The organism is Stenotrophomonas sp. Y-13 (assembly GCF_046267925.1).
In the GTDB taxonomy this organism is placed as follows: Bacteria; Pseudomonadota; Gammaproteobacteria; order Xanthomonadales; family Xanthomonadaceae; genus Stenotrophomonas; species Stenotrophomonas acidaminiphila_A.
Window position 1 is genome coordinate 3,548,629 of sequence record NZ_CP176501.1, and the last position, 21,070, is coordinate 3,569,698.

The following is a 21,070-nucleotide window of genomic DNA, read 5'->3' on the forward strand; positions in this document are numbered from 1 at the left end:
CTCAGCGGGCCGGGTCGCGGTAGCGCACCGGGTCACGGCGGAAAAGGTCTTCATCGAACTTGAAGCGCAGGCGCAGGAACGCGCCCTGCTGGGTGTATTCGTAGCCGTTGAGGTCGCGGTCGCCCTCGAAGCCGGTCCAGTTGTAACCGGCCGACAGCCACAGGTTCTGCCGCAGCAGGCGGCCCACTTCCACGCCATAGGCGTACTGGTTGCTGCCGGATTGGCCACGGAAGGTGGAGCCAAGCACGCCGATGTCCCAGTTCTCGGTGATGTCGTAGACGATGCGGCCGGACAACAGCAGCGCACGGAAGCTGCTGTTGACGCGGGCGCCGTCACCCAGGGCGAACTGGTCGCGCTGCCACTTGCCGGCCACGCGCCCGGTGAGCCACCACGGCCGCGACGGATGCCAGTCGGCATGCGAGGAGACGATGTGGGCGCGGGTGCGCACGTCCTGGCTGGTGCCATTGACCGCCTGACCGTCGAGCAGGGTCAGCCCGCTTTCGTCGCGCTCGAGCTTGTACTCGTAGCGCATCAGCGCGTTGACCCGGTTGCGGTCGGTGTCGCGGTAGGCCAGGCCCAGCTGGAAGCGGTCCTGCAGGACGTCGCCGCGTTCCTTGTAGTTGGTCGCCAACAGGTAGTTGCGGCCCAGCAGGGTCCAGTCGCGGCTGAGCTTGCGCGCCAGCATGAACTGCAGCAGCGTGGTGTCGAACGCCTCGTTGGCCTCGGTGTGCGCCACGTCCTCGGAGATGCGGTGCTCCACGCGCACCGCGCCGCGCCACAGCGGGTTGGCGCTGTAGTCCAGCGCCAGCGCCAGGCCGGTGCTGTCGCCGGTGTCGCCGGCGATCACGTTGACCCGCTCGGCCGAACTGCTCAGGCGCAGGCCCTGGCGGATGTCCCAGTTGTTGCGGATGCCCGAGGCGGCCTGCACGTCGCGGCCGCTGATCGCATCGCGCAGCCGGTATTCGCTGAACGCCTGGGTGTCGCGCAGGTAGCTGCTGTCCACGCCGAACACCAGCGCATCGGCCTCGCGGTCGGTGGTGGTGATGCCGTAGGCGCTGGTCAGGCCGGTCTGCTTCTCGTAGCGGCCATACAGGCGGCTGCGCTCGAACACCTGGTAGTCGACGCCGGCGGCGACGCGGTGGCGGTCCTCGCCGCTGACGCTCTGCTCGACCTCGGCGCCGCCGCTGAACTTCTCGCTGAAGCGGTAGCCCAGGCCGATGCGGGCGCTGTCCGATTCCAGCCTGGTGCCGATCGGCAGGTCACTGGTGATGGGGCTGCCGGACGACGGGCCGTTGATGACCATCAGGCCGGTAGCCGGGTCCAGCGCCTGCTGGCCATAGCCCAGCGCGCCGCCGCCGGCACCGGTGGCGAAGCCGCCGGTCAGGCCGCCGGTCTGCCCGAACGGCGCGCCCATCGACCACGGCGAGGTCACGCCGATGGTCTCGCGCACGCTGCGCAGGCCGAAATCCAGGGTCAGCCGCTCGGTGGCGCCCACGCGCGCGCCGGCGCCGCCGGCATCGCGCTTGCCGCCATCGGGATTGCGGTCCTCGCTGCGCAGGCCTTCGACATACAGCTCCAGGCGCGGTCCGACCGCGTAGCCCAGCCGCGCGTTGTACTCGCCACGACCGCCGTACAGCGGCGAGGCCGGGTTGTTGAACGCCGGGTCGGTGCGGGCGGCGAACAGGCGCGCATCGAACCTGTCGCCGTCATGCGCGAACTCCACGCGCCAGGCATCGCCTTCGACCTCGCCGACCACGTCCTTCAGGCCCTGCGAGGTGATCTGGTTGAGCGAACTGGTGTTGACCTCGCTGCGGGTGCGCGCGAACTCGGCCACCAGCATTGTGTTCTCGCCGAAGCGGTAGGCGGCGTTGGCGCTGCCCAGGCGGAACTCGGCGTACGGGTTGCGGTCTTCCACCGCCGAGGCGCCCACTTCCAGCCGGTCGGTCAGTTTGAACTGGCCGTCGGCGCCGAACACCCAGAACTTCTCGGTCTGCTGGTCCAGCTCGTAGGTGATGCGCAGCGACACCGGGTTGAGGTCGCTGTCGAAGGACGGCATGAACTGGTTGAGCAGGATGCGCCCGGAGAACGGCTCGAAGCTGTAGTCGACGAGCCTGGCCAAGGGGCGGACCGAGACGATGCGGGTGGGCTGGTTGCGGTCGCGCACGATCACTTCCACCCGCTCGCTGCCTTCCAGCACCGCGTTGTTGCGCAGCGCGTACGGGCCACTGCCCTGGCTGCGGAACTCCTCGATGACCTGGCGCAGCGAGTCCTCGATGGCGAACACGTTGCCGCGCGCGCGCTCGCTTTCGAAATGCCAGCCCAGGCCGGTGGCGGTGCGGTTGTAGGTGCCCAGGCTGCGCTGCGGGATCGGCCCGCTGCCGCCGATGCCGGTACTCGTGGCCAGCGTGTCGCCGGTCTGGAAATCGCCGTACAGCAGGTAGCTGCGCTTGTTGTCGATGCGCACGTACAGGCGCTCGGCCGAGCGCGCGTCGAAACCGCGCAGCGACGCATCGCCATACACCGGGTAGAACTCTTCGGGCTGGATGTCGCGCAGCAGGCGGCCGCGCACGTCCTTGTCCGAGTCGTAGGCAGCGGTGAGCAGGTACTCGCCCTTGATCCGGCCCTTGACGAAGAACGCGGTGCGCGCGGCGGCATTGGCCTTGCCGTTGTTGAACTGCTTCTCCCAGCGGCGGATGTCGCGGTCGAAGGCGTCGTGGTGCTGCACCGGCGAGATCAGCCCGGCGTTGGACTTGTTGCGGAAGTTGACGATGCCTTCGATCAGGCCGGTGGCCAGCAGCTCGCGCATTTCCGGCAGGAAGCCGATCACGCCCTCGGCGGCCTGGCCGCCGGCGGTGATGCGCAGCACCACGTCCTGCGGCTCGTGCGGAGCCAGCAGGTCGAACTCGGCCACGCCGTCGCGCACCACCAGCTGCACGCCGGGGGTGACCCTGTCGGCATCGGCGGCGCCGGGGCCGAACTCGTCGGTACGCGAGCCCGGCAGGCGGATGCGGCCGCCGCTGTGCTCGATGGTGGCGTAGGCGGTACCGGACAGCGGACTGCCCTGCCCGTCGAGCAGCTGCACGCGCACATGCACCGGCGTCTGCCCGTCGGCGGGCACGCCGTCACGATCGACCTCGACGCGGACCCGATCCACGCCGCCGTTGCGGCTGTAGTCCAGCGCGCCCGGACGGGCGGCGACCACTTCCGGCGCCGCGTCCACGCTCGCCGGCGAGCGCGGGTACAGGGTCGAGGCGTCGCCCAGCACCGGGGTGAAACGGGTGCTGCTGCCCACGTTCTGGGCCAGGGCCGGGGTTGCGGCCGTGGCCAGCGCGCAGGCCAGCAGGCTCAGGCGCGGCATCGCGCGCACGCGACGGCGGCTCATGGCTGCACCTCCTGCGAAGCCGATGCGGTGGGCGGGTTGGGTCTGGGTTCCACGATCGGTCTCTGGTTGGCCGAATCCGTGGCCTGCTGCGGCGCACGGACGGGTTTGCTTTCGAAACGCAGCGGCGACTGGCCCGGCTCGCTCTCCGGTGCGCGCACTTCGCCCTGGGTACGGCGCGCCTTGACCTGCTCCAGCAGCGGGTTGGCGCAGCTGCCCTCGATGAAGTCGGCGCGGTGCAGCTCACCGTTCTTCAGGTCCAGGAACAGGCTGTCGGCGTCGCCCAGGTTGCGGTTGCTGCTGGTGGTCAGGCGCGAGCCGACCGGCAGGGTCGACGGATCGACCTTCAGCGTGTGGCTGTTCGGCGGCAGCCCGCAGTAGCTGTACTTGCCTTCCGAATCGGACACCAGCCAGGTGCCGTCGGAGAAGTACAGGCGCACCCCGGGGATGCCCAGTTCTTCCTGGTCCTGCACGTGGTTGTTGTTGCAGTCCACGAACACCTTGCCCAGCACGCAGGCCTCGTCGGTGAACACGCCGCCGGTGACGCGCACGCGGTACTGGGCGTGGTTGGACGGGGTCGAGCCCGGCAGCGGGTTCAGGCCCACCGGGTCGATGCAGCCGCCGGCAATGGAGCAGCCGTGCGCCTGCGCGCGGTTGATGCCGTCGCCCTGCAGCGCGCCCACGCCGATGCGCGCGCGGTAGGTCAGCAGCAGCTGGCCGCCGGCGGCGATCGGGCCCAGGTCGAAGCCCAGGCGCGGCCCCGGCCTGCCCCGCGGTTCGTCCAGCGCACGGCCGTCGACGCGGGCGCTGCCGTCGAGGTAGGTGAAGCCACGCGGCAGCACGTCGACGATGTTCACCGTGCGCGCGGCGCTGCCGGACACGTGGCGCACCTCGATGGTGTACTGCACGGTGTCGCCGATCTCGGCCATGGCGCGGTCGCCGCGCTTGCTGATCACCAGCTGCGTGTCTTCCGGCGCGTCCTGCACCTCGTTCGGCACCCGGCACAGGTTCTGGCTGATCTGCGGGTCACACAGGTCGAGCTGCCCGGGGGTTTCCTCGAACTGCTTCCACTGCTCATCGGTGGGCTTGCGCTGCGGATCCTCGCCGCCGCCGGACACGATCACCGCGTTGTTCACGGTGCCCTGGCCCACGGCTTCCGGCAGCACGTCCACCGGCACCTTGATCGCGCCCGGATGGGTCGCGCCGGCGGCCAGTTCGCGCGCGCTGGCGCAGGCGAAGCGGCGCTCGCCCACGCTGCCGGTACAGGCCCAGCCGTCACCGGCGGGCAGGCCCGACAGCACGATGCCGGCCGGCAGGTGTTCGCTGACCACGTACTCGGCGTCGGTGGCGCGCTCGCCGATGTTGCGCACCCGGATCAGGTAGCTGGCCGGCTGGCCCACGGTGAACACGGCGCTGTCGGCGGCCTTGCTGACCACCACGTCCGGCCATGCCTTCACCAGTTCGCTCGGCAGGCGGCAGGCGTTGTGCACCACCTCGGCCCCGCACACCGGCAGGGTGCCGACATCGCCGCCTTCCAGCGCCTGCTGTTCTTCCGGCGTCGGACGGCGCGATTCCGGCTCGCCGCCGCCGGCGACCAGCACCGCATTGTTGACGGTGCCGGCGCTGGCATCGGCGCCCACCCGCACCGGCGCGCTGAGGGTCGCGGCCGAGGTCTGCCCGGCGGCCAGCACGGTGCTGCTGCGGCAGCTGAAGCGGGTGTCGCCGGCGCTGCCGGTGCAGCTCCAGCCGTCGCCCGTGGGGACAGCAGCCAGGGTCACGCCCTGCGGCAGGCGGTCAACTACCTCGTACTCGCCGCTGGTCGCGGCCAGGCCGGCATTGCGCACCACGAGGCGGTAGCTCGCGGCGCCGCCGGTGACCAGGGTCGCCGGCTCCACCGACTTGCTGACCCGCAGGTCGGGCACGTCGGTGTTGAGCTCGCCGAAGTTGTTGGACTGCGAGTGGATGCCCGGCTCCAGCGTCAGCCCGCTGATCACCGAGACCGGCTCGCTCTTCGGGGTGCCGTCGCCACCGGTGGTACCCGGCACCGTCTGCCCGCTCTGCGTCTGCGGCGGCTGGTTGGGCTGGGTCAGCTTGTAGCGGCCCGGGCGCAGGTCGGGGAAGTAGTAGCGGCCGTCACCGTCGGTGACCGCGGTCACGCGGACCGGGTTGCCGAGGTCGTCCACGCCTTCCAGCACGATCTCCTGGCCGGGGATGCCGGTTTCACCGGCGTCGACGCGCCCGTTGTCGTTGTCGTCGTACCAGACCTGGCCGGCGATGGATGCCGGCGGGATCTCGCCGAAGTTGTTGGCCACCGAGTTCTCGTTGGCGCCCAGCACGATGCCGCTGATCGCCGACGGCGTGGTCGCCACCGCGGTGGCGTCGCCGCCATGGCTGCCAGCGCGGGTACGGCCATTGAAGGTGCCGGCCGGCTGTTCCGGCTCGGTCACGGTGTAGGTGCCCGGCGCCAGCCCGTCGAACAGGTAGTCGCCGTTCGCGTCGGTCCGCACCTCGGCCACCACGGGCATACCCTGGGCGTCGGTGCCGGTCAGGCGCACGGTGACGCCGGCAATGCCGGTCTCGCCGACGGAGATGACGCCATCGTTGTTGCGGTCCAGCCACACCCGCCCGGCGATCGAGCCGTTCATCGGGATCTCGCCGAAGTTGTTCTGCACCGCGTGCTGGTTCTCGCCCAGCACGAGGTTGCCGATCGCCGACGGCGTGGTGGCCTTGCCGGTCGCGGTGGCGCCGGCCAGCGGCACGCCGCCGATGTTGCCCGCCACGGTCTTGCCATTGAGCGTCAGCGGCGGCTGGTTCGGCTCGGTGAGCGCATAGGTGCCCGCCGGCAGGTCGGCGAACAGGTAGCTGCCGTCGGTGCCGGTGGTGGTGGTCCGGGTGATCGCGTTGCCGTTGACGTCGGTACCGGTCAGCTCGACCGTGACTCCGGCGATGCCCTGCTCGCCCACGTCGATGACGCCATTGTCGTTGCCGTCCAGCCATACCCGGCCGGCGACGGTGCTGCGGGTCGGGATCTCGGCGAACAGGTTCTCCAGCGACTTCTGGCCCGGGGCCACGGTGATGGCGGCGATCTGCGACGGGGTGGTGTTCACCCCGGTCGCGGTGCCGGTGGTGATGCCGCCGACGGTGCCGGCGGTGGTGATGCCGTTGGCGGTGCCGGCCGGCTGGTTCGGCTGGTGCAGGGTGTAGGTGCCCGGCAGCAGCTGGGTGAACGAGAACGTGCCGTCGTTGGCGGTGGTCGTGGTGGCGACCACGGTACCGCCGGCATCGCGCAGCTCGATGGTCTGGCCACCGATGCCGCCGTCGCTGCCGTTCTGCACGCCGTCGTTGTCGTAATCCATGAACACGCGGCCGTGGATCTCGGCGCCTTCCTGCTCGCCGAAGTCGTAGTTCTCGCCGTTGCCGGTGAGCCGGATGCCGCTGATGCGGTCGGTGGTGGGCGCGTCGCCGGCCACGCCGGTCTGCGCGCTGCCGGCGCTGCAGCCGGCGCCACCGCAGGTGCCGGGCTTGACCGCGCTGGGGCGGTTGAGATGGCCGGCCGGCAGTACTTCGCGCACGGCATAGGTCCTGGCCGGGTCCAGGCCCACGAACTTGTAGAAGCCGTTGGCATCGGTCAGCGCGGTGCCGGTCGGGCCGCCGACGGGCACGTAGTCGCCGCCGACCAGCTCCAGCAGTTCCAGGGTGGCGCCGGCGATGGGCTCGTCGGTACCCGGGTCGCGCACGTCGTTGACGTTCTTGTCCAGGAACACGTGGCCGGACAGCGTGTACAGCGTGACTTCGGGGAAGTCGAACTGCACGCCCTGGCCGCCGCTGCCCAGCACCACGCCGCTGATGACGCCACCGCTGGCGACGATGCCGGCGCTGCCCTTGTCGGTCACGCCGGTGCTGGCGCCGTTGCGCACGCTGCGCGCGCTGTTGGGCTGCGGCATGCCGTTGTTGTAGCCGCCGGACACGGTGCTCTGGTCCTGGCTGAGGGTGTAACCGGCGGCGTCGGACGGCGCCAGGCCGTTGAACGCATAGTCGCCGTTGGCGTCGGTGGTGACGGTCACGTCGATCGCGTTGCCGTACACGTCGGTGCCGGTCAGTCGCACGCTGACATTGGCCAGGCCGGTGTCGCCGGCGTCGGTGTCGCCGTTGTTGTTCTGGTCCAGGAATACGCGGCCGGCGATGCTGGCGTTGCGCACCTGCACCGGGCCGTCCTGCTCGTTGTTGTTGGGGTTGCTGTCCTTGGCCAGGTCCTCGTTGGCCGCGTCCTTGCCCGGCTGCACGGCCGCGTGATTGTCCACGTCGGTCAGCCACGGCCCGGCGTACACGCCCGCCTTGGGACGCGCATGCAGGGTCAGGGTGTAGCCGCTGCCCGCCGGGAAGTTGCCGTTGACGTGGCAGGTCACCTGCTGCACCGGGGTCGCGCTGGTGACGCTGGCCACGCCGTTGGAGACGTAGCAGACGTCGGCCGCGTCCGGCGCCGGCGGGCCGGGCTGCACGGCCAGGGTGCCGCCGGCCGCGGCCAGCGTGGCGCCGCCGGTGGCGCTGCCCACGCCCGGGGCGGTGCCGGGAATCCACTCGAAGCCGGACGGCAGCGTATCCACCACGCGCATCTGGGTGGAGGTGGAAATGCCGTTGTTGCGCAGCACGATCTGCCACGGCACGGCCTGGCCGACGTCGGCCGGCGAGACCATGGCGGTCTTGCTCACCACTTCCAGGTCGGTGCTCGGGAACAGCACGTTGTTGATCGCAGCCAGATTGTTGCCGGCCTGCAGCGGATCGGCGGTGCACTTGCCGGAGGATTCGTAACTGTTGGTCTCGTCGGCGCAGACGTGCACGGCATTGCCGAAGATCACCGGCGCGGTGGACACGCCGGTGGGCCGGAACACCAGCTCGAAGTTGACTTCCTCGTTCACGTCCAGGGTGCCGAACGTACACACCGTCGCGGCGTTCGGCGCCGCCTGGGTGCAGGCAACGGTCTTGCTGGCCAGACTGTAGCCGGCGCTTGCCGCGCCCGCGTTCAGGTTCTGCGGCGTGCCCTGCAGCGCCAGGGTGAACCCGGACGGCACGGTCAGGGTGTCGGTCATTTCGATGTTTTCGGCAATCGACGGGCCGGCGTTGCGGATGCTGAAGCGGTAGCGCAGGTCGTCGCCGGCGCGGAACTCGCTCTGCCCGGCCGGGAACACCGGCACCTTGCCCTGCTGCAGGTCGAACGACGGCACGGTGACGTCGAACACGGCCGAGGCGGTGTTGTTCGCCAGCGCGTTGGCGTCGCCGCAGCTGCTCGAGTTCGCCACGCCATCGGCGCGGTATTCGCACATGTTGTCCAGGTGGACCTGGGCGGTGTTGGTGACGTTCTCGTACAGCTTGTCGCCCAGCGCACCGGTGTAGCTCGGCGGCTTCTTGACGCGCGCGCGCACGGTCACCGTCTGCACCTCATGGCGGGAGAGGGTGGTGACGTTGACGCAGGAGATGGAACCGCTGGCCAGGTTGCTGGCCGCGCAGCTCATCTTGGCCACGTCGGCCGGCTTGACTTCCAGCACCTCGAAGGCCGGGGTGGACAACGTCGCCGCGCCGGTGAACAGGCTGTCGGTGATGCGGAAATTGCCGGCGGCGATGTGGTCCTGGCCCTGGTTGCGGGCGACCAGGGTGAACAGCACGGTCTCGCCCACCGATGCCATCGGGTTGTTGCCGCCGCTGGCCGGGATGCTGGTCGTCACCGTCTTGCTGGCCATGGCCACGTCGGCCCGCGGCAGCACCCGCACCCGCGCGCTGTCGCTCATCACGTTGCCGCCGGACAGGTCCTTCAGGAACGCATTGGGCGAATCCAGCGTGGCGGTGTTGTCCAGCTGGCCGGTGGGCGCCCCCAACGGGCGCGACAGCGTGGCGGTGACCACGATGGTGGCGCCGGCCGGCACGTTGTTGAAACTGCAGACCTGCTCGGTGGTATTGCCGGATTCAATGGTATTGCCGCCCTGGCCGTACGAGTTCGGATTGCCGGGGATACTGGCGAGGCAGCTGTGCGTCGCGCCCGCGGCCTGGCTCAGGTCGTAGTTGAAGCTGATGTTCGGCGTGACATAGGTCGGTGCCGCGGCGGCGGCACGCATCAGGCCGCGATAGATGTCCTTCACCTGCAGGGTCGGGATCGTCGCCTGCGCTGCGGCGGTGGTGATGGTCATCCGCCAGTGCATGTCGTTGTCGGCGGCGGCCAGGGTCGGCGCGTCGGCGACGTCGTCGTGCCAGGTGGTGCCGTCCACCGAGGACTCCTTGCGGATACCCACGCGCACGTCTTCCAGGGTGGTGCCGATGCCGTTGGCGGACTGGCAGTCCTGGCCGTTGGTGCCGTTCTCGGCGATGCCGCCGGTCGCGCCGGCCTCGTCGGGGTCGGCCGGCTGCGGGCCGTTGCCCGCGTTCAGCCCCAGCAGGCGCAGCACCTCGCTGCCGGTGCAGGCGATGTTGGTCAGCGTCACCGGGTTCGGCCCCAGGGTCGCGGCGTCGGCGATGGTGTGGGCGAAGCTGAAGGAACGCGCCTGGCCGACGTTCAGGGTGCCGGGGCCGGGCAGCTCGCACGAAACCTGCGTCGTCTGCGCGGGGTTGGCGCCATCGGCGCGCGGCGAGGCCGGGGTGACGGTGCACACCCAGCCGTTGCTGGCGGTGACCGAGGCATTGGTGATTTCGCGCGGATCCAGCCAGTCCACCACGCGCAGCGGCTGCGACGGGCTCCAGCTGACCGTTTCCGGCCCCCGGTTGGTGACGGTCAGGGTGGTGTTGATGGTCTGTCCCGGCGCCACCTTGGCCGGCTTGCTTTTGATCAGCCCCAGGTCGGCCGCCGACGGCGCCATCCAGTAACGGACGGTGGCGCTGTTGTTGTTCGGCTGGCCATCGTCCTGGCCGGGCGGCAGGGTCAGCACGGCGGGCAGGTACTCGCCGGTGCGGCGCACGTTGTCCAGGGTCACCGGGATCACGAACGGTGCGGACTGCCCCACGTTCAGCGTGCCCGCGGTGCAGCTGACCTTGGTGCCGTTCCAGGTCCCGGTCTGGGTACCGCCGCTCACCGGCGGGACAATGGTCAGGCTGCTGGCCGGCGTGGATGTACAACCGGCTGGCAGCGTACCGAGGGTGAAGCCGGCCGGAACGAGGGTCTCCACCACGGCACCGGCGGCCGACACCATGGGCCCGTTGTTGGTCACACCCAGGGTGATGGTCTGGTTGCTCAGGCCCGCCGAGGGCGAGGCCGAGCTGTTGCTGAGCGTGGTGGCGATGGTCGCCACCAGGTCGGTGGCCGGCTCGGTGTTGTAGTTGAGGCTGGCGCTGTTGTTGCCCGCGGCCAGGTCGATGTAGAGCGTATTGGCGGAGCTGATCGACGCCGTGTTGACGAAGCTGCCGTAGCTGCGGGTGGTGCCACTGACATCGATCCAGCTGCTGTTGAGCTGCGCGGCGCTGATCGCCGAGCCGCCGGCGGTATAGGTACAGGTCAGTACGCGGCTGCTGTTGGCCGTGGCCACCGCGGTGCACGCCGGCGTCAGCGGACCGCCGAAGGTGATTCCCGTGACCACGAAACCGGTGGCCGCGCTGCCGGGCAGGTTGTCGGTGATGACGATGCTGCCGCCCACCGGCACGTTGTTGCCGCCGGCGGCGATGTTCGGCGTCAGCCGGAAGGTGCTGTTGCCACCGGTCAGCGGGCTGCCGCTCGCCGGCACGGTCATGGCCTTGCCGACGGTGAGGTCGCCGGCGTTGCGCACGTTGCCGGAGAACGCGGCGGACGGGCCCGAGGTGCCGGTGGCGGTCAGGTTGAAGCCACCGGCGGTCACGCCACGCACCGGGAAGCTCACCGTGCCGCTGCTGCCGGCGGTGGTCGAACACACCATGTTCGGCGCGGTGTAGGTGCAGCCGGCCGGGGGCGCGGGCGGGTTGGCGCCGAGCTGGGCGGGGATGACGACGGTGACGGTGTCGCCGCCCGCGCTGGTACGCGTCCAGTCGACGGTGACGTTCACGTCCTGGCCGATGCCGATGTCCGCGGCCGTGGTCACCTGGGTCGCGGTAACGGCGGCGTGGGCCGCCGGCGCCATGAAGCCGACCGCGGCCAACAGGCCGGCGAGCTTCATCGCGCGGACGGCAGATCCATTTGCGTGCGCGCGCAAAGACGTCGCGCGAGCGGCCTGTTCGTGAGATTGGTACACGGGTGTTCCCCTGCGTCTGCAGCTGTTGCGCCCCACCCGGCTGACGACGTGCCGGGCCTTGCGTGTTGTCGGTGCCTGCCATTGCGGGCAGGCGCGGGACACCCGGTCAGGGCATCCGGGCGGCATTCTCTGCAGCGGGCGCAGCCAAGGCAGTAGCAGTTCCTGACGCTCGCTCACACTCGCTCTCAGCGGCGCCGCGCGGCGCCATGCAGCGGGAGCCGGGGATCACGAATGCGTGGGCACCCACAGGTATCCCTGGCCGCGCAGTGCGCGCACCGGCAGGGCCAGGCCGGTGGCGTCGCGGACGCGCGCGCGCAGGCGGTGCAGCAGCACTTCCAGGCGGTGCGGATCGAAATCCCGGGGCGTGGGCGTCAGTGCGGCGATCAGCCGCTCGCGGCCGACCGGCGTGCCGGGGCTGGCGATCAGTGCGTGCAGCAGCGCGCGCTCGGCGCTGGACAGGGCCACGGCGTGGCCGCCGGGCGACCCCAGTTCCCAGCCGCCTGCCCGCAGGCTCCAGCCGTCGCCTGGAGGCGGCGCGGGCTCCGGCGCCGGGCACGGCGGTGCAGCGGTGCGCGCGGCCATGCGCCGATGCAGGCTGTGCAATGCCGCCACCAGTACCGGCAGCTCCAGTGGCTTGGGCAGGTAGACATCGGCGCCCACGGACAGCCCATGGGCCATGTCGGCGGCGGCGCCACGCCCGGTCACCAGCACGATGCCCATGTCGCCGGTGCGGCGCAGGTGGCGGGTCGCGCTGAATCCATCCTCGCCCGGCAGCATGACGTCGAGCACGACGATGTCGCACGCGTCCACCGCCAGCTCGCGGTACAGGGCTTCGACACTGCCCAGGCCACGCACCGCCGCGCCCTGCCGCGCGAGTTCGTCGACCACCAGCGCGCACCACTCCGGATCATCCTCCACCACCCGGATGCGGATGCCCTGCAGCGGGCGCGGCGCGGTTGGCGGCGGCCCTTCCTGTGTCGTTTCCAATGCCGCTCCCCATGCACGCCGGCCACGCGATGCGCGGCTCCGGCGTCGGGGTGGAATTCTCGGCAGCAGCCGGCGCAGCGGCAGTATCAGAGAATCTCCGTCGCTCTCCGGCGTTCACCCACAGCGGCAGCTGGAAAGCGGAACCGGAGTCAGCCGGCGGGTTCGGACGCCAGCAGGTAGCCGACGCCGCGCAGCGCGCGTACCGGCAGCATGGCGCCGGTAGCGTTGCGTACCCGGGTGCGCAGGCGGTGCACCAGTACCTCGAGCCGGTGCGGGTCGAAATCCCAGGGCTGGTCGGTCACCGCGGCGATCAGCCGCTCGCGCTCGACCGCCTCGCCGTGGGCGGCGAACAGTTCGCGCAGGAAGCCGCGTTCGGCCACGGTCAGGGTGAGTACCTTGCCGCTGGGGGCCTGCAGATCCCATCCGTCCGAGCGCAGGCTCCACGCGGCGACGGTTTCGCCGGCGGCGGCCAGCGCCGGCGCGGACTGCGACATGCGCCGGTGCAGGCTGTGCAGCGCGGCCACCAGCACCGGCAGTTCCAGCGGCTTGGGCAGGTAGACATCGGCGCCCACGGACAGCCCGTGGGCCATGTCGGCGGTGCCGCTGCGGCCGGTGACCAGCACGATGCCCATGCCATCCATCCGCCGCAGGTGGCCGGTGGCGCTCAAGCCATCCTCGCCGGGCAGGCCGACGTCCAGCACCAGGATGTCGCAGCGGTCCACCGCCAGTTCGCGGTAGAGCGCCTCGACGCTGTCGATGCCGCGCACCTCGGCGCCGTGGTACTCGAGCTCGTCGACCACCATGCCGCGCCACTCGGGGTCGTCTTCGACGACCCAGATCCGTATGCCATCCAGCCTGGCGCCGGCCTCGGCCGCCGCCAGTTCACGATCCACCTGCATCAGTGCTTCCCCACGACCTGTCCCGCCCTGTTCGCCCGGCCATTCTAGGCCAGCGGTGTCCCACTACCCCGGCCGCGCTGGCCGGACGGGGCGGCGCCAAGACCCGACCGGCATCCGGCCGGGCCCGGCGTCGCGCAGGCGCCTACTCCCGCTGCAGGCCCATCTCGGCCAGCAGCGCCGGCGCCGGGTAGACCTTGGCCAGCAGCCAGCGCAGGTAGCGCATGTCCACGTGCACGGCGCGCTTGTAGCGCGGGTCGAACCACCAGCTGGCGCTCACCGACTCCCAGTTGGAATCGAAGTTCAGGCCGATCAGCTCGCCCCGCGCATTGAGCACCGGCGAACCGGAGTTGCCGCCGGTGGTGTCCAGGTTGGTCAGGAAGTTGACCGTCTGGGTCTTCAGCGCCGGATCGGCGGTGCTGCCGAAATCACCCTTGGCGATGGCCGCCAGCAGTGGCCTGGGTGCGTCGAACGGCACCGTGTTGGTGTTCTTTTCGACGATGCCGGCCACGGTGGTCACCGGCGAGTAGCTGACCGCGTCGCGCGGATGCAGCGCCTCGACCTTGCCGTAGCTGATGCGCAGCGTGCTGTTGGCGTCCGGGTACACGGCGCGGCCCTGGCTGGCGCGCCAGGCGAACAGCGCCTGCATGTAGGACGGGCGCAGGCGCAGCTGTTCGCCCTCGCGTTGCTTGCTTTCGCGCTCGGCGTCCAGCTGCGCCGCCACCAGGGTGGCGGCCGCCGCCAGCAGCGGGTCGGCCTCGAGTGCGCCGCCCTTGCGCGCCGCCTCGAAGCGCGACAGCCGCTGCGCCTCGTCGCCCAGCCGGGTATCGGCGTACAGGGTGTCCAGCGCCTTGCGCAGCTGTTCCGGGGTGCGCCCGAACAACGCGTCGTAGCGGGCATCGCGGCGGGCGTCCGGCAACTGCTGGTAACGGGTGAGCAACGCGGTGAGCAGCGCCTTCTCCACCGCCGGGTCGTAGCGGCGCTGCACCTGCTTGAGCACGCCTTCGATCAGCGCCTGGTCGCGCTGCTGGTAACCGCTCTCGCGCGCGGCGTCGGGCTTGGCCGATTCGATGCGCAGGCGCTCCAGCAGCATGGCCGAGCGCAGCAGCTGGGTCTGGCTGGACATCAGCGTCACCAGGAAGTCGCCGGCGCCGGCGTCGCGCTCGGCGGCCAGCGAGGCGGACAACGCGTCGATGTCGGCCTTGTAGCGGGCGTCGGTGGCGGCCAGCATCGCCTGCTCGTCCTGCGCGCGCTGGGTCTTGGCGTCGCTGCGCAGCAGGCCTTCCAGTTCGCCGGCGGCGCGCTTGCGGTTGTTCTTCAGCGACTGCAGCTGCGAGGCGTAGCGGGTGCGCGCGTCGGCATTGCCCTTGCCCTGCGCCTCGATCACGTCGATCAGCTGCTGGAACACTTCCACGCGGCGCGGCAGCACGGTGTCAATCTGGTTGGCGAACTCGGCGGCGGTGCGCAGCCGGTAGGTGGTGCCCGGGTAACCGGCCAGCATCGCGTAGTCGCCTTCCCTGGGGCCGTCCAGCGATATCTTCAGGTGTGCCGGCGGGTGGTACGGCACATTGTCCTTGCTGTAGGGCGCCGGCTTGCCGTCCTTGCCGACGTAGGCGCGCAGCAGGGTGAAGTCGCCGGTGTGGCGCGGCCACATGAAGTTGTCGATTTCGTCGCCGTAATTGCCGATCGCGCGCGGCGGCGCGTAGACCAGGCGGATGTCGGTCAGCTCCAGCTGGCGGATGCGGTAGAAATCGCTGCCGTAGTACATGTTGGCCACCGAGCAGCGCACCCCGCCCTCGGCCTCGCAGTCGGCGACGATGCGCTTGCGCGCGTTCTCCACCGCGTCGTAGTAGGCGCGGCCGGTCTTGCCGCGCGCCTCCTGCAGCACCTCGTCGGTGACCTTGTCGAAGCCCACCGTCACCAGCACCCGGTAGTCCGGGTTGGCCGCGCGCTCGTCATCGCGGCCCTGGGCGATGAAGCCGTCGTTGATGGTGTCGTGCTCCTTGCTGGCGTTGTACTGGATCACCCCGTAGGCAACGTGGTGGTTGGTCAGCAGCAGGCCATCGCCGGAGACGAACGCGCCGGTGCCGCCGCCCACCCGCACCACCGCGCTCAGCGGCGGTGCGGTGACGTCGGCCAGCGTCGACGGGTCACCCTTGAAACCGGCCTCCTTCAACGTCTTCGCCAGTGCCGGCAACTGGGTGGGCATCCACATGCCCTCGTTGGCGTTGGCGGCGGCAGCCAGGCTCATGCCCAGCGCCATGGCGGCGGCAAGCGGTGTGCGCTTCATCGGAACTCCAGCAGGTACAGAACAGGCGGCGACAGTAGCCGGGCCCCGGTGGGCGGGCAACCGCCAACGGTCACGATGCCGCTATCCTGCGCACATGCGCATCTTCCCCGCTTCCCTCGCGCTGGCGTGCGCGCTGCTCGGTGCATGTTCCGCCGATGTGCCGGCGCCCACGACGCCGGCCGCCGGCCCGGCCCTGCAGCTGCACGCCGAACCGTGGCCGTTGCCGGCCGATGCGAGCGCCGCGCAGCCGGACCTGGTGGCCGCACCCGACGGCAGCCTGCTGCTGTCGTGGCTGGCGCCGGACGCGCGCGGCCACCAGCTGCGCTACGCGCGCTTTTCCGCTGGCCGCTGGCAGCCTGCGCGGCAGATCGCACGCGGCGACGACTGGTTCGTGAACTGGGCCGACACCCCGCACCTGCGCGCCAGTGCCGATGGCGCGCTGTGGGCGCAATGGCTGCGCCGGTCCGCCGGCAACCCGCATGCCTACGACGTGCTGCTGGCGCGCTCAGCCGATGGCCGGCAGTGGTCGGCACCGGTCACCGTACACGATGACGGGACGGCCACCGAGCACGGCTTCGTCTCGTTGTGGCCCGAAGGCGCCGATGGCATGGGCATCGCCTGGCTGGATGGACGTCGCACCGCAGGCACCGGGCACGGCGACGGCGACGGCCACGGTCAAGGCAATGGCCAAGGCGCGATGACCCTGCGCAGTGCGCGCTTCGATGCCCGGCTGCGCAAGCACGACGAGCAGGAGCTGGACGCGATGACCTGCGACTGTTGCCAGACCGGGGCCCACGCCGGCGCCAGCGGCATCCTGCTGGTGTATCGCGGTCGCGACGCCGGCGAGGTCCGCGACATCCACCTGCGCCGCCGCGTCGCCGGCGGCTGGCAGCCGTCACGGCGGGTGCACGCCGACGACTGGGTCATGCCGGCGTGTCCGGTGAACGGCCCCGCGGTCACCGCCTACGGGGACGAGGCCTGGGTGGCGTGGTACACCGCGCCGCAGGGCGAACCACTGCTGCGCCTGGCCCACAGCGGCGACGGCGGCGCCACTTTCGGCGCGCCGCGGGTGCCGGACCGCGGCACCGCGGTGCAGGGACGGGTGCAGGTAGCAGCCGACGCCGATGGCCTGTGGCTGGCATGGCTGCGCGAGGATGCGCGCGGGCAATCGCTGTGGCTTGCCCGCTACAGCCCCTCGCTGGAGCGCGAGCTCGGCCGCCTGCGGGTTGCGCTCCTGCAGGGCCGCGGGCGCGGCACCGGCTTCCCGCGCCTGCTCGCCGACCGCGGCAACGCACGCCTGGTATGGACCGACGTGGTCGCCGGCAGACCGGTGCTGCGCGGGACGGTCGTCTCCCCCGTCGCCGCCGCGTCCGCGCCGTGAACCGGGCGGCGCGGCGGTGTGGCGTTGCCCGCCGCGCATGCGCCTGGCCATGCCGCGCCCGGTCGGTGGACCGGTAGCCCGGGAGACCGCGGACACGGCACGCGGGCCCGGCGCGGCGCCGGCTACTTCTCCTTGCGCCAGTTCACCGAACCGCGGTTCTCCACCGTGCTCGATTCGACCTCGATGTCGAAGCCGCGGCGCAGCAGGTACTTGAGGGTCAGCACCGAGCCGCTGCCGATCAGCGATACGCCATAACCGATGTACAGCTTGGGGGTGATGAACTTGCCCACGCCGATCACCGCGCCACCCAGCGCGCGCGACTGGCTGACCCCGGCGTCGTCCAGGCCGAGCCGGGCGCCGACCTGCGCGGCGAGCAGGCCGCTGCCGGCCGACAGCGCCGCGGAGGCGGCATTGACCTGCTGCGCCTGGTCGCTGCTGGCCATGCTCAGGCTGCGGCCGAGGACCAGATAGGACAGTGCCTCGGACTGCGACATCGCCGGATCGGACCACACGTCCACGCGCGGCTGCTGCGCGCGGCCGGTGACGACGATGCCGGCGGTGACCTCGCCGATGCCGCGCTGGGCGCGGATGTTGATGCGCGGGTCGGAGACGATGCCGTGGTTCCACAGCAGCTGGCCCTGGGTGATGGTCAGGTCCTGGCCGTAGGCCTTGTAGCGGCCGCTGACTTCCAGCCCGCCGTTGGCGGTCATTTCGCGGCCGGGGCGGGCGCGCACCTGCATCTTGCCGGTGAGCGCGCCCTTCAGGCCGAAGCCGCTCATCTTCACCTTGTCGCCGAGGCTGACCGCCAGGTCCATGTCCAGCGGCGAGGCACGCGATTCCTCCGGATCGACCGGGTCGAGCACCACCACGTCCTCGGACACCGAAGTACCACGGTCCAGGCGCTCCAGGTCGATCGCCGCCTCGGGCACGTGCACGCTGCCGCGCAGCTCCATGGCGGTGCCGGCCAGGGTGAAATCGAGGTCGGGGTTGGCGACCACGCGCAGTTCGCTGGTGTTGGACACCAGCACCCTGTCGCCACCGATGTGCAGCTGCAGCGGCTGCGCGTCACCAAACCAGGACAGGCCGCCCTGCACCTTCAGCGCGCCTTCGCCGCCGGTCTTCACCTCCGCGGCGATGCGCGCCGAGCCATCCGGCTGCGCGGTGAAGCTGCCCTTGCCTTCGCTCAGGGCCAGGCCCAGCGCCGGGAACTCGCCGCTGAAATCGCTGAGCCTGGCCTCGCCGCCAAGCGAAGGCTGGGCACGCGTGCCGCGCAGGCTGACATGGCCTTCGACCAGGCCCTTGGGCCGTACCAGGTCGGGCGAGAACAGCTCCATCCAGTACAGCCGCGACATGTTCAGGTACAGCTCGCCGTTGAGCGCGGCGCTCGGCTCCCAGCCGGTCCGCACCTTGGCGTCGACGAAGCCGTCGCCCTGGAAGCCGACGCCGAGGTAGCCGTTGATGCCACCGGGCTGCATGTCCACGTTCACGGAAAAGTGGTCGTAGCGCACCAGTTCGCCGCGGGCGTTGTCGCCCAGGCGGATGCCGCCTTCGGCCGAGGCGACCTTGAAGCTGCCTTCCCAGGCCTTGCCGCGCGGGCGCAGCTGGCCATCGAGGGTGACCTCGCCGCGCAGGTAGATGCGCCGGCCCGCGTTCGGCGGCAGCCACGGCTGCACCAGCGCCAGCGGCAATGCATCGCCACGCAGGTGGACGCCTTCGCGCGGCCAGTTGGCGCCCACGCACAGCGCGCCGCCGGTGTCCGAACCCAGGCAGGTGTCGCCCAGGGCGATGTTGCCGCCCTGCACGCTGAAGGCCGCGGCCTGGCGCAACTGCCAGGGTGCGCCCTTGGCCGGGGCCACCCGCAGCGCCGCCAGTTCGCCGCGCCATGCCGGCCCGGCCTGGCGCACACTGCCGCCCAGGGCGAGTGCCGCCAGGTCGTTGCGGACATCGGCGTCGAGCCGCAGGTTCTGCACGCTGCCACGCGCATCCAGGCGCACGCTGTCCAGCAGCACGCCCGCCTCCACCGCGCTGCCCTGCACCTGCAGCGCACCGTTGTCGCCCTTCCATGGCAGGTGGCCGGTGATGCTGACGTGGCCGGCCTTCCAGTCGTCCCAGCGCAGCCCGTCGCCGCGCAGGTCGGCGGTGACGTCCGGCTGGGCCGGCGTGCCCCGCAGCTGCAGGGTCCCGGCCAGGCTGCCGCTGGCGCCGGGCAGCAGGTCGGACAGGTGCAGCGGCTGCAGCCGCGCATCCACGGCGAGGCGCTCGCCCACCTTGCCCTTGGCCTCGATGCGGCTGTCGCCCATCACCAGGCGCACGTCGCCTTCGCCCTGGGTGCCCTGCAAGGCCAGCCGGGCACGCGCGTCGACGCTGCGGCCACGCAACCTGCCCTTGAGCTGCGGCACGTCCAGGGTGGCCTCGAACCGCATGTCCGCGGCGCCGGCCGGCGACGGCAGCTGCTTGCCGCGCGAGGCCAGCGTGCCGGACAGGTTGCCTTCCCACCCGGGCACGAAATAGCCGGGGTCGAAGCTGGCCAGGCGCGCATCCACGTCCCACGACAGCGCCGGTTGCCAGGCCGCCGAACCGGTCAGGCCGAGCGAGCCGCCGGGCGTGCTCGCCTCGAGCTTCTCGATGCGCGCCTGCTGGTCGCTGCCGCGCAGGTCGAAGTCGAGGCGGGCGTCCTGGTTCTCGCGCGCCACCTCGGCCTTGCCGATCGCCGCCCAGTTCTTCAGGGTGCCGGCCACGCCCAGGCGCGCTTCCTTCAGGTGCAGCGGCACCGGCGTGACGCCGGGCGCCGACGGATCGGGCGCGGGGGTCCAGGTCAGCTGGCTGGCGACCACCGCGAAGCGGAAGCCGGGGTTCTGCGTGTCGCTGAAGTCGGCGCTGCCCTGCAGGCGCAGCTCGCCACCGAAGGCCTCGGCCACCAGCGGCGAGACGGTCAGCACCTGGTTGTCGATGACGATGCTGGACGGTGCCAGCACCAGTTCCTGGTCGCCCTGGCGCACGCGGCCCTGCAGCCGCGCGCTGCCGCCACGCCCGCGCGCGTTGAAATCCAGCGCCAGTGGCGCGGGCGCCTGCGCCAGATACTGCGCCGGCACCAGCTGGCCCAGGTCCAGTTCCTCGCTGCGCGCGGCCACGCTCCATACCGGGTCGTCGCGGCCGTCCAGCACCAGGCTGGCATGCAGCGGCCGCGGGGCGTAACCGGCCAGCGCCACCTCCATGTGCGCCAGGTCGCCGCGCGCGACCAGCCCCAACCGCGCCCGCGGCTGGCCCGGCCGCGCCGGCATCAGCGCGCGCACGGTAAGGTCGGTGCGGTAGTCCTGGCGCGGCAGGTAGTGGCCGTCGATGCGGAAATCGCCCAGGTTGCCGTCCACCTGCAGGCCGATGGCGCGGAACTCACCGTCGGCCGCTTCCAGGCCGCCGCGGAGGCGGGTGATGTCGATCGGCGGCGCATCCTGCTGGACGATGCGCAGGCCATCGATCTCGATGGTGTCGGCCTGCAACGCCAGCGGCAGGGTGATGGCCGGCAGCACGTCCGGCCAGCGCGGCAGCTCGAACGGCTTGTCCTCCGGCGGCCCCAGTTCCAGCTGCGCGTCGGTGATGCGCAGCAGGTCCAGGCGCAGCTTGCGCCCCAGCAGCGGGCGGATGTCCGGGTCCAGGTAGGCCTGGGCGGCGCTGAAGTGGATGTCCTGGTAGCGGAAGTCCAGGTCGTGCAGCACCAGCGGCCCGGCCAGCGGGCCTTCGACCTTGCTCCAGGTCAGCGACGAATCGGCCGGCAGCCGCGCCACCACCTGCGCCAGCAGCACGTCGCGGCCGGCCACGGTCTGCAGCAGCCAGTACAGCGCCAGCGACGCCAGCACCACCAGCACGCCGATGCCGATGCCGCTGCGGATCGCCAGCGTGCGCATCCGCGCGCGGCGCCGCGCGCGCAGTTCGGCGATGCGCGCCTCGCGTTCCTCGGGG

Annotated in this window: 7 protein-coding genes; 1 reads left to right on the top strand and 6 read right to left on the bottom strand. The window is 71.3% G+C overall.

Annotation, left to right across the window (positions count from 1 at the left end; translation table 11 throughout):
* Position 1 precedes the first annotated feature (1 nt).
* From ACJ7VY_RS16055 to ACJ7VY_RS16075, 5 genes are all read right to left on the bottom strand, one after another.
* Entirely contained in the window at positions 2–3,382 is a 3,381-nt protein-coding gene (locus ACJ7VY_RS16055) for a hypothetical protein (protein ID WP_409476052.1), read from the bottom strand.
* Positions 3,379–11,484, bottom strand: a complete 8,106-nt coding sequence (locus ACJ7VY_RS16060) for an SdrD B-like domain-containing protein (protein ID WP_409476053.1) — start codon at positions 11,482–11,484, stop codon at positions 3,379–3,381. The genes ACJ7VY_RS16055 and ACJ7VY_RS16060 overlap by 4 nt, the downstream gene beginning before the upstream one ends.
* Before the next feature lie 300 nt (positions 11,485–11,784).
* Positions 11,785–12,546: a response regulator transcription factor gene (locus ACJ7VY_RS16065; protein WP_293758944.1), complete on the bottom strand. Its 762-nt coding sequence runs from the start codon at positions 12,544–12,546 to the stop codon at positions 11,785–11,787.
* 149 nt (positions 12,547–12,695) lie between these two features.
* Positions 12,696–13,445, bottom strand: a complete 750-nt coding sequence (locus tag ACJ7VY_RS16070) for a response regulator transcription factor (RefSeq protein WP_409476054.1) — start codon at positions 13,443–13,445, stop codon at positions 12,696–12,698.
* 142 nt (positions 13,446–13,587) lie between these two features.
* Complete coding sequence (locus ACJ7VY_RS16075; protein WP_409476055.1) at positions 13,588–15,732, bottom strand: S46 family peptidase; 2,145 nt, start codon at positions 15,730–15,732, stop codon at positions 13,588–13,590.
* 94 nt (positions 15,733–15,826) lie between these two features.
* Between ACJ7VY_RS16075 and ACJ7VY_RS16080 the strand changes: the two genes are divergently transcribed.
* Positions 15,827–17,113: a hypothetical protein gene (locus tag ACJ7VY_RS16080; protein WP_409476056.1), complete on the top strand. Its 1,287-nt coding sequence runs from the start codon at positions 15,827–15,829 to the stop codon at positions 17,111–17,113.
* A 122-nt stretch (positions 17,114–17,235) separates the two neighbouring features.
* Here ACJ7VY_RS16080 and ACJ7VY_RS16085 read toward each other — a convergent pair whose 3' ends face one another.
* Positions 17,236–21,015, bottom strand: coding sequence for a translocation/assembly module TamB domain-containing protein (locus ACJ7VY_RS16085; RefSeq protein WP_409476833.1), 3,780 nt, complete (start codon positions 21,013–21,015; stop codon positions 17,236–17,238).
* Positions 21,016–21,070: the final 55 nt, after the last annotated feature.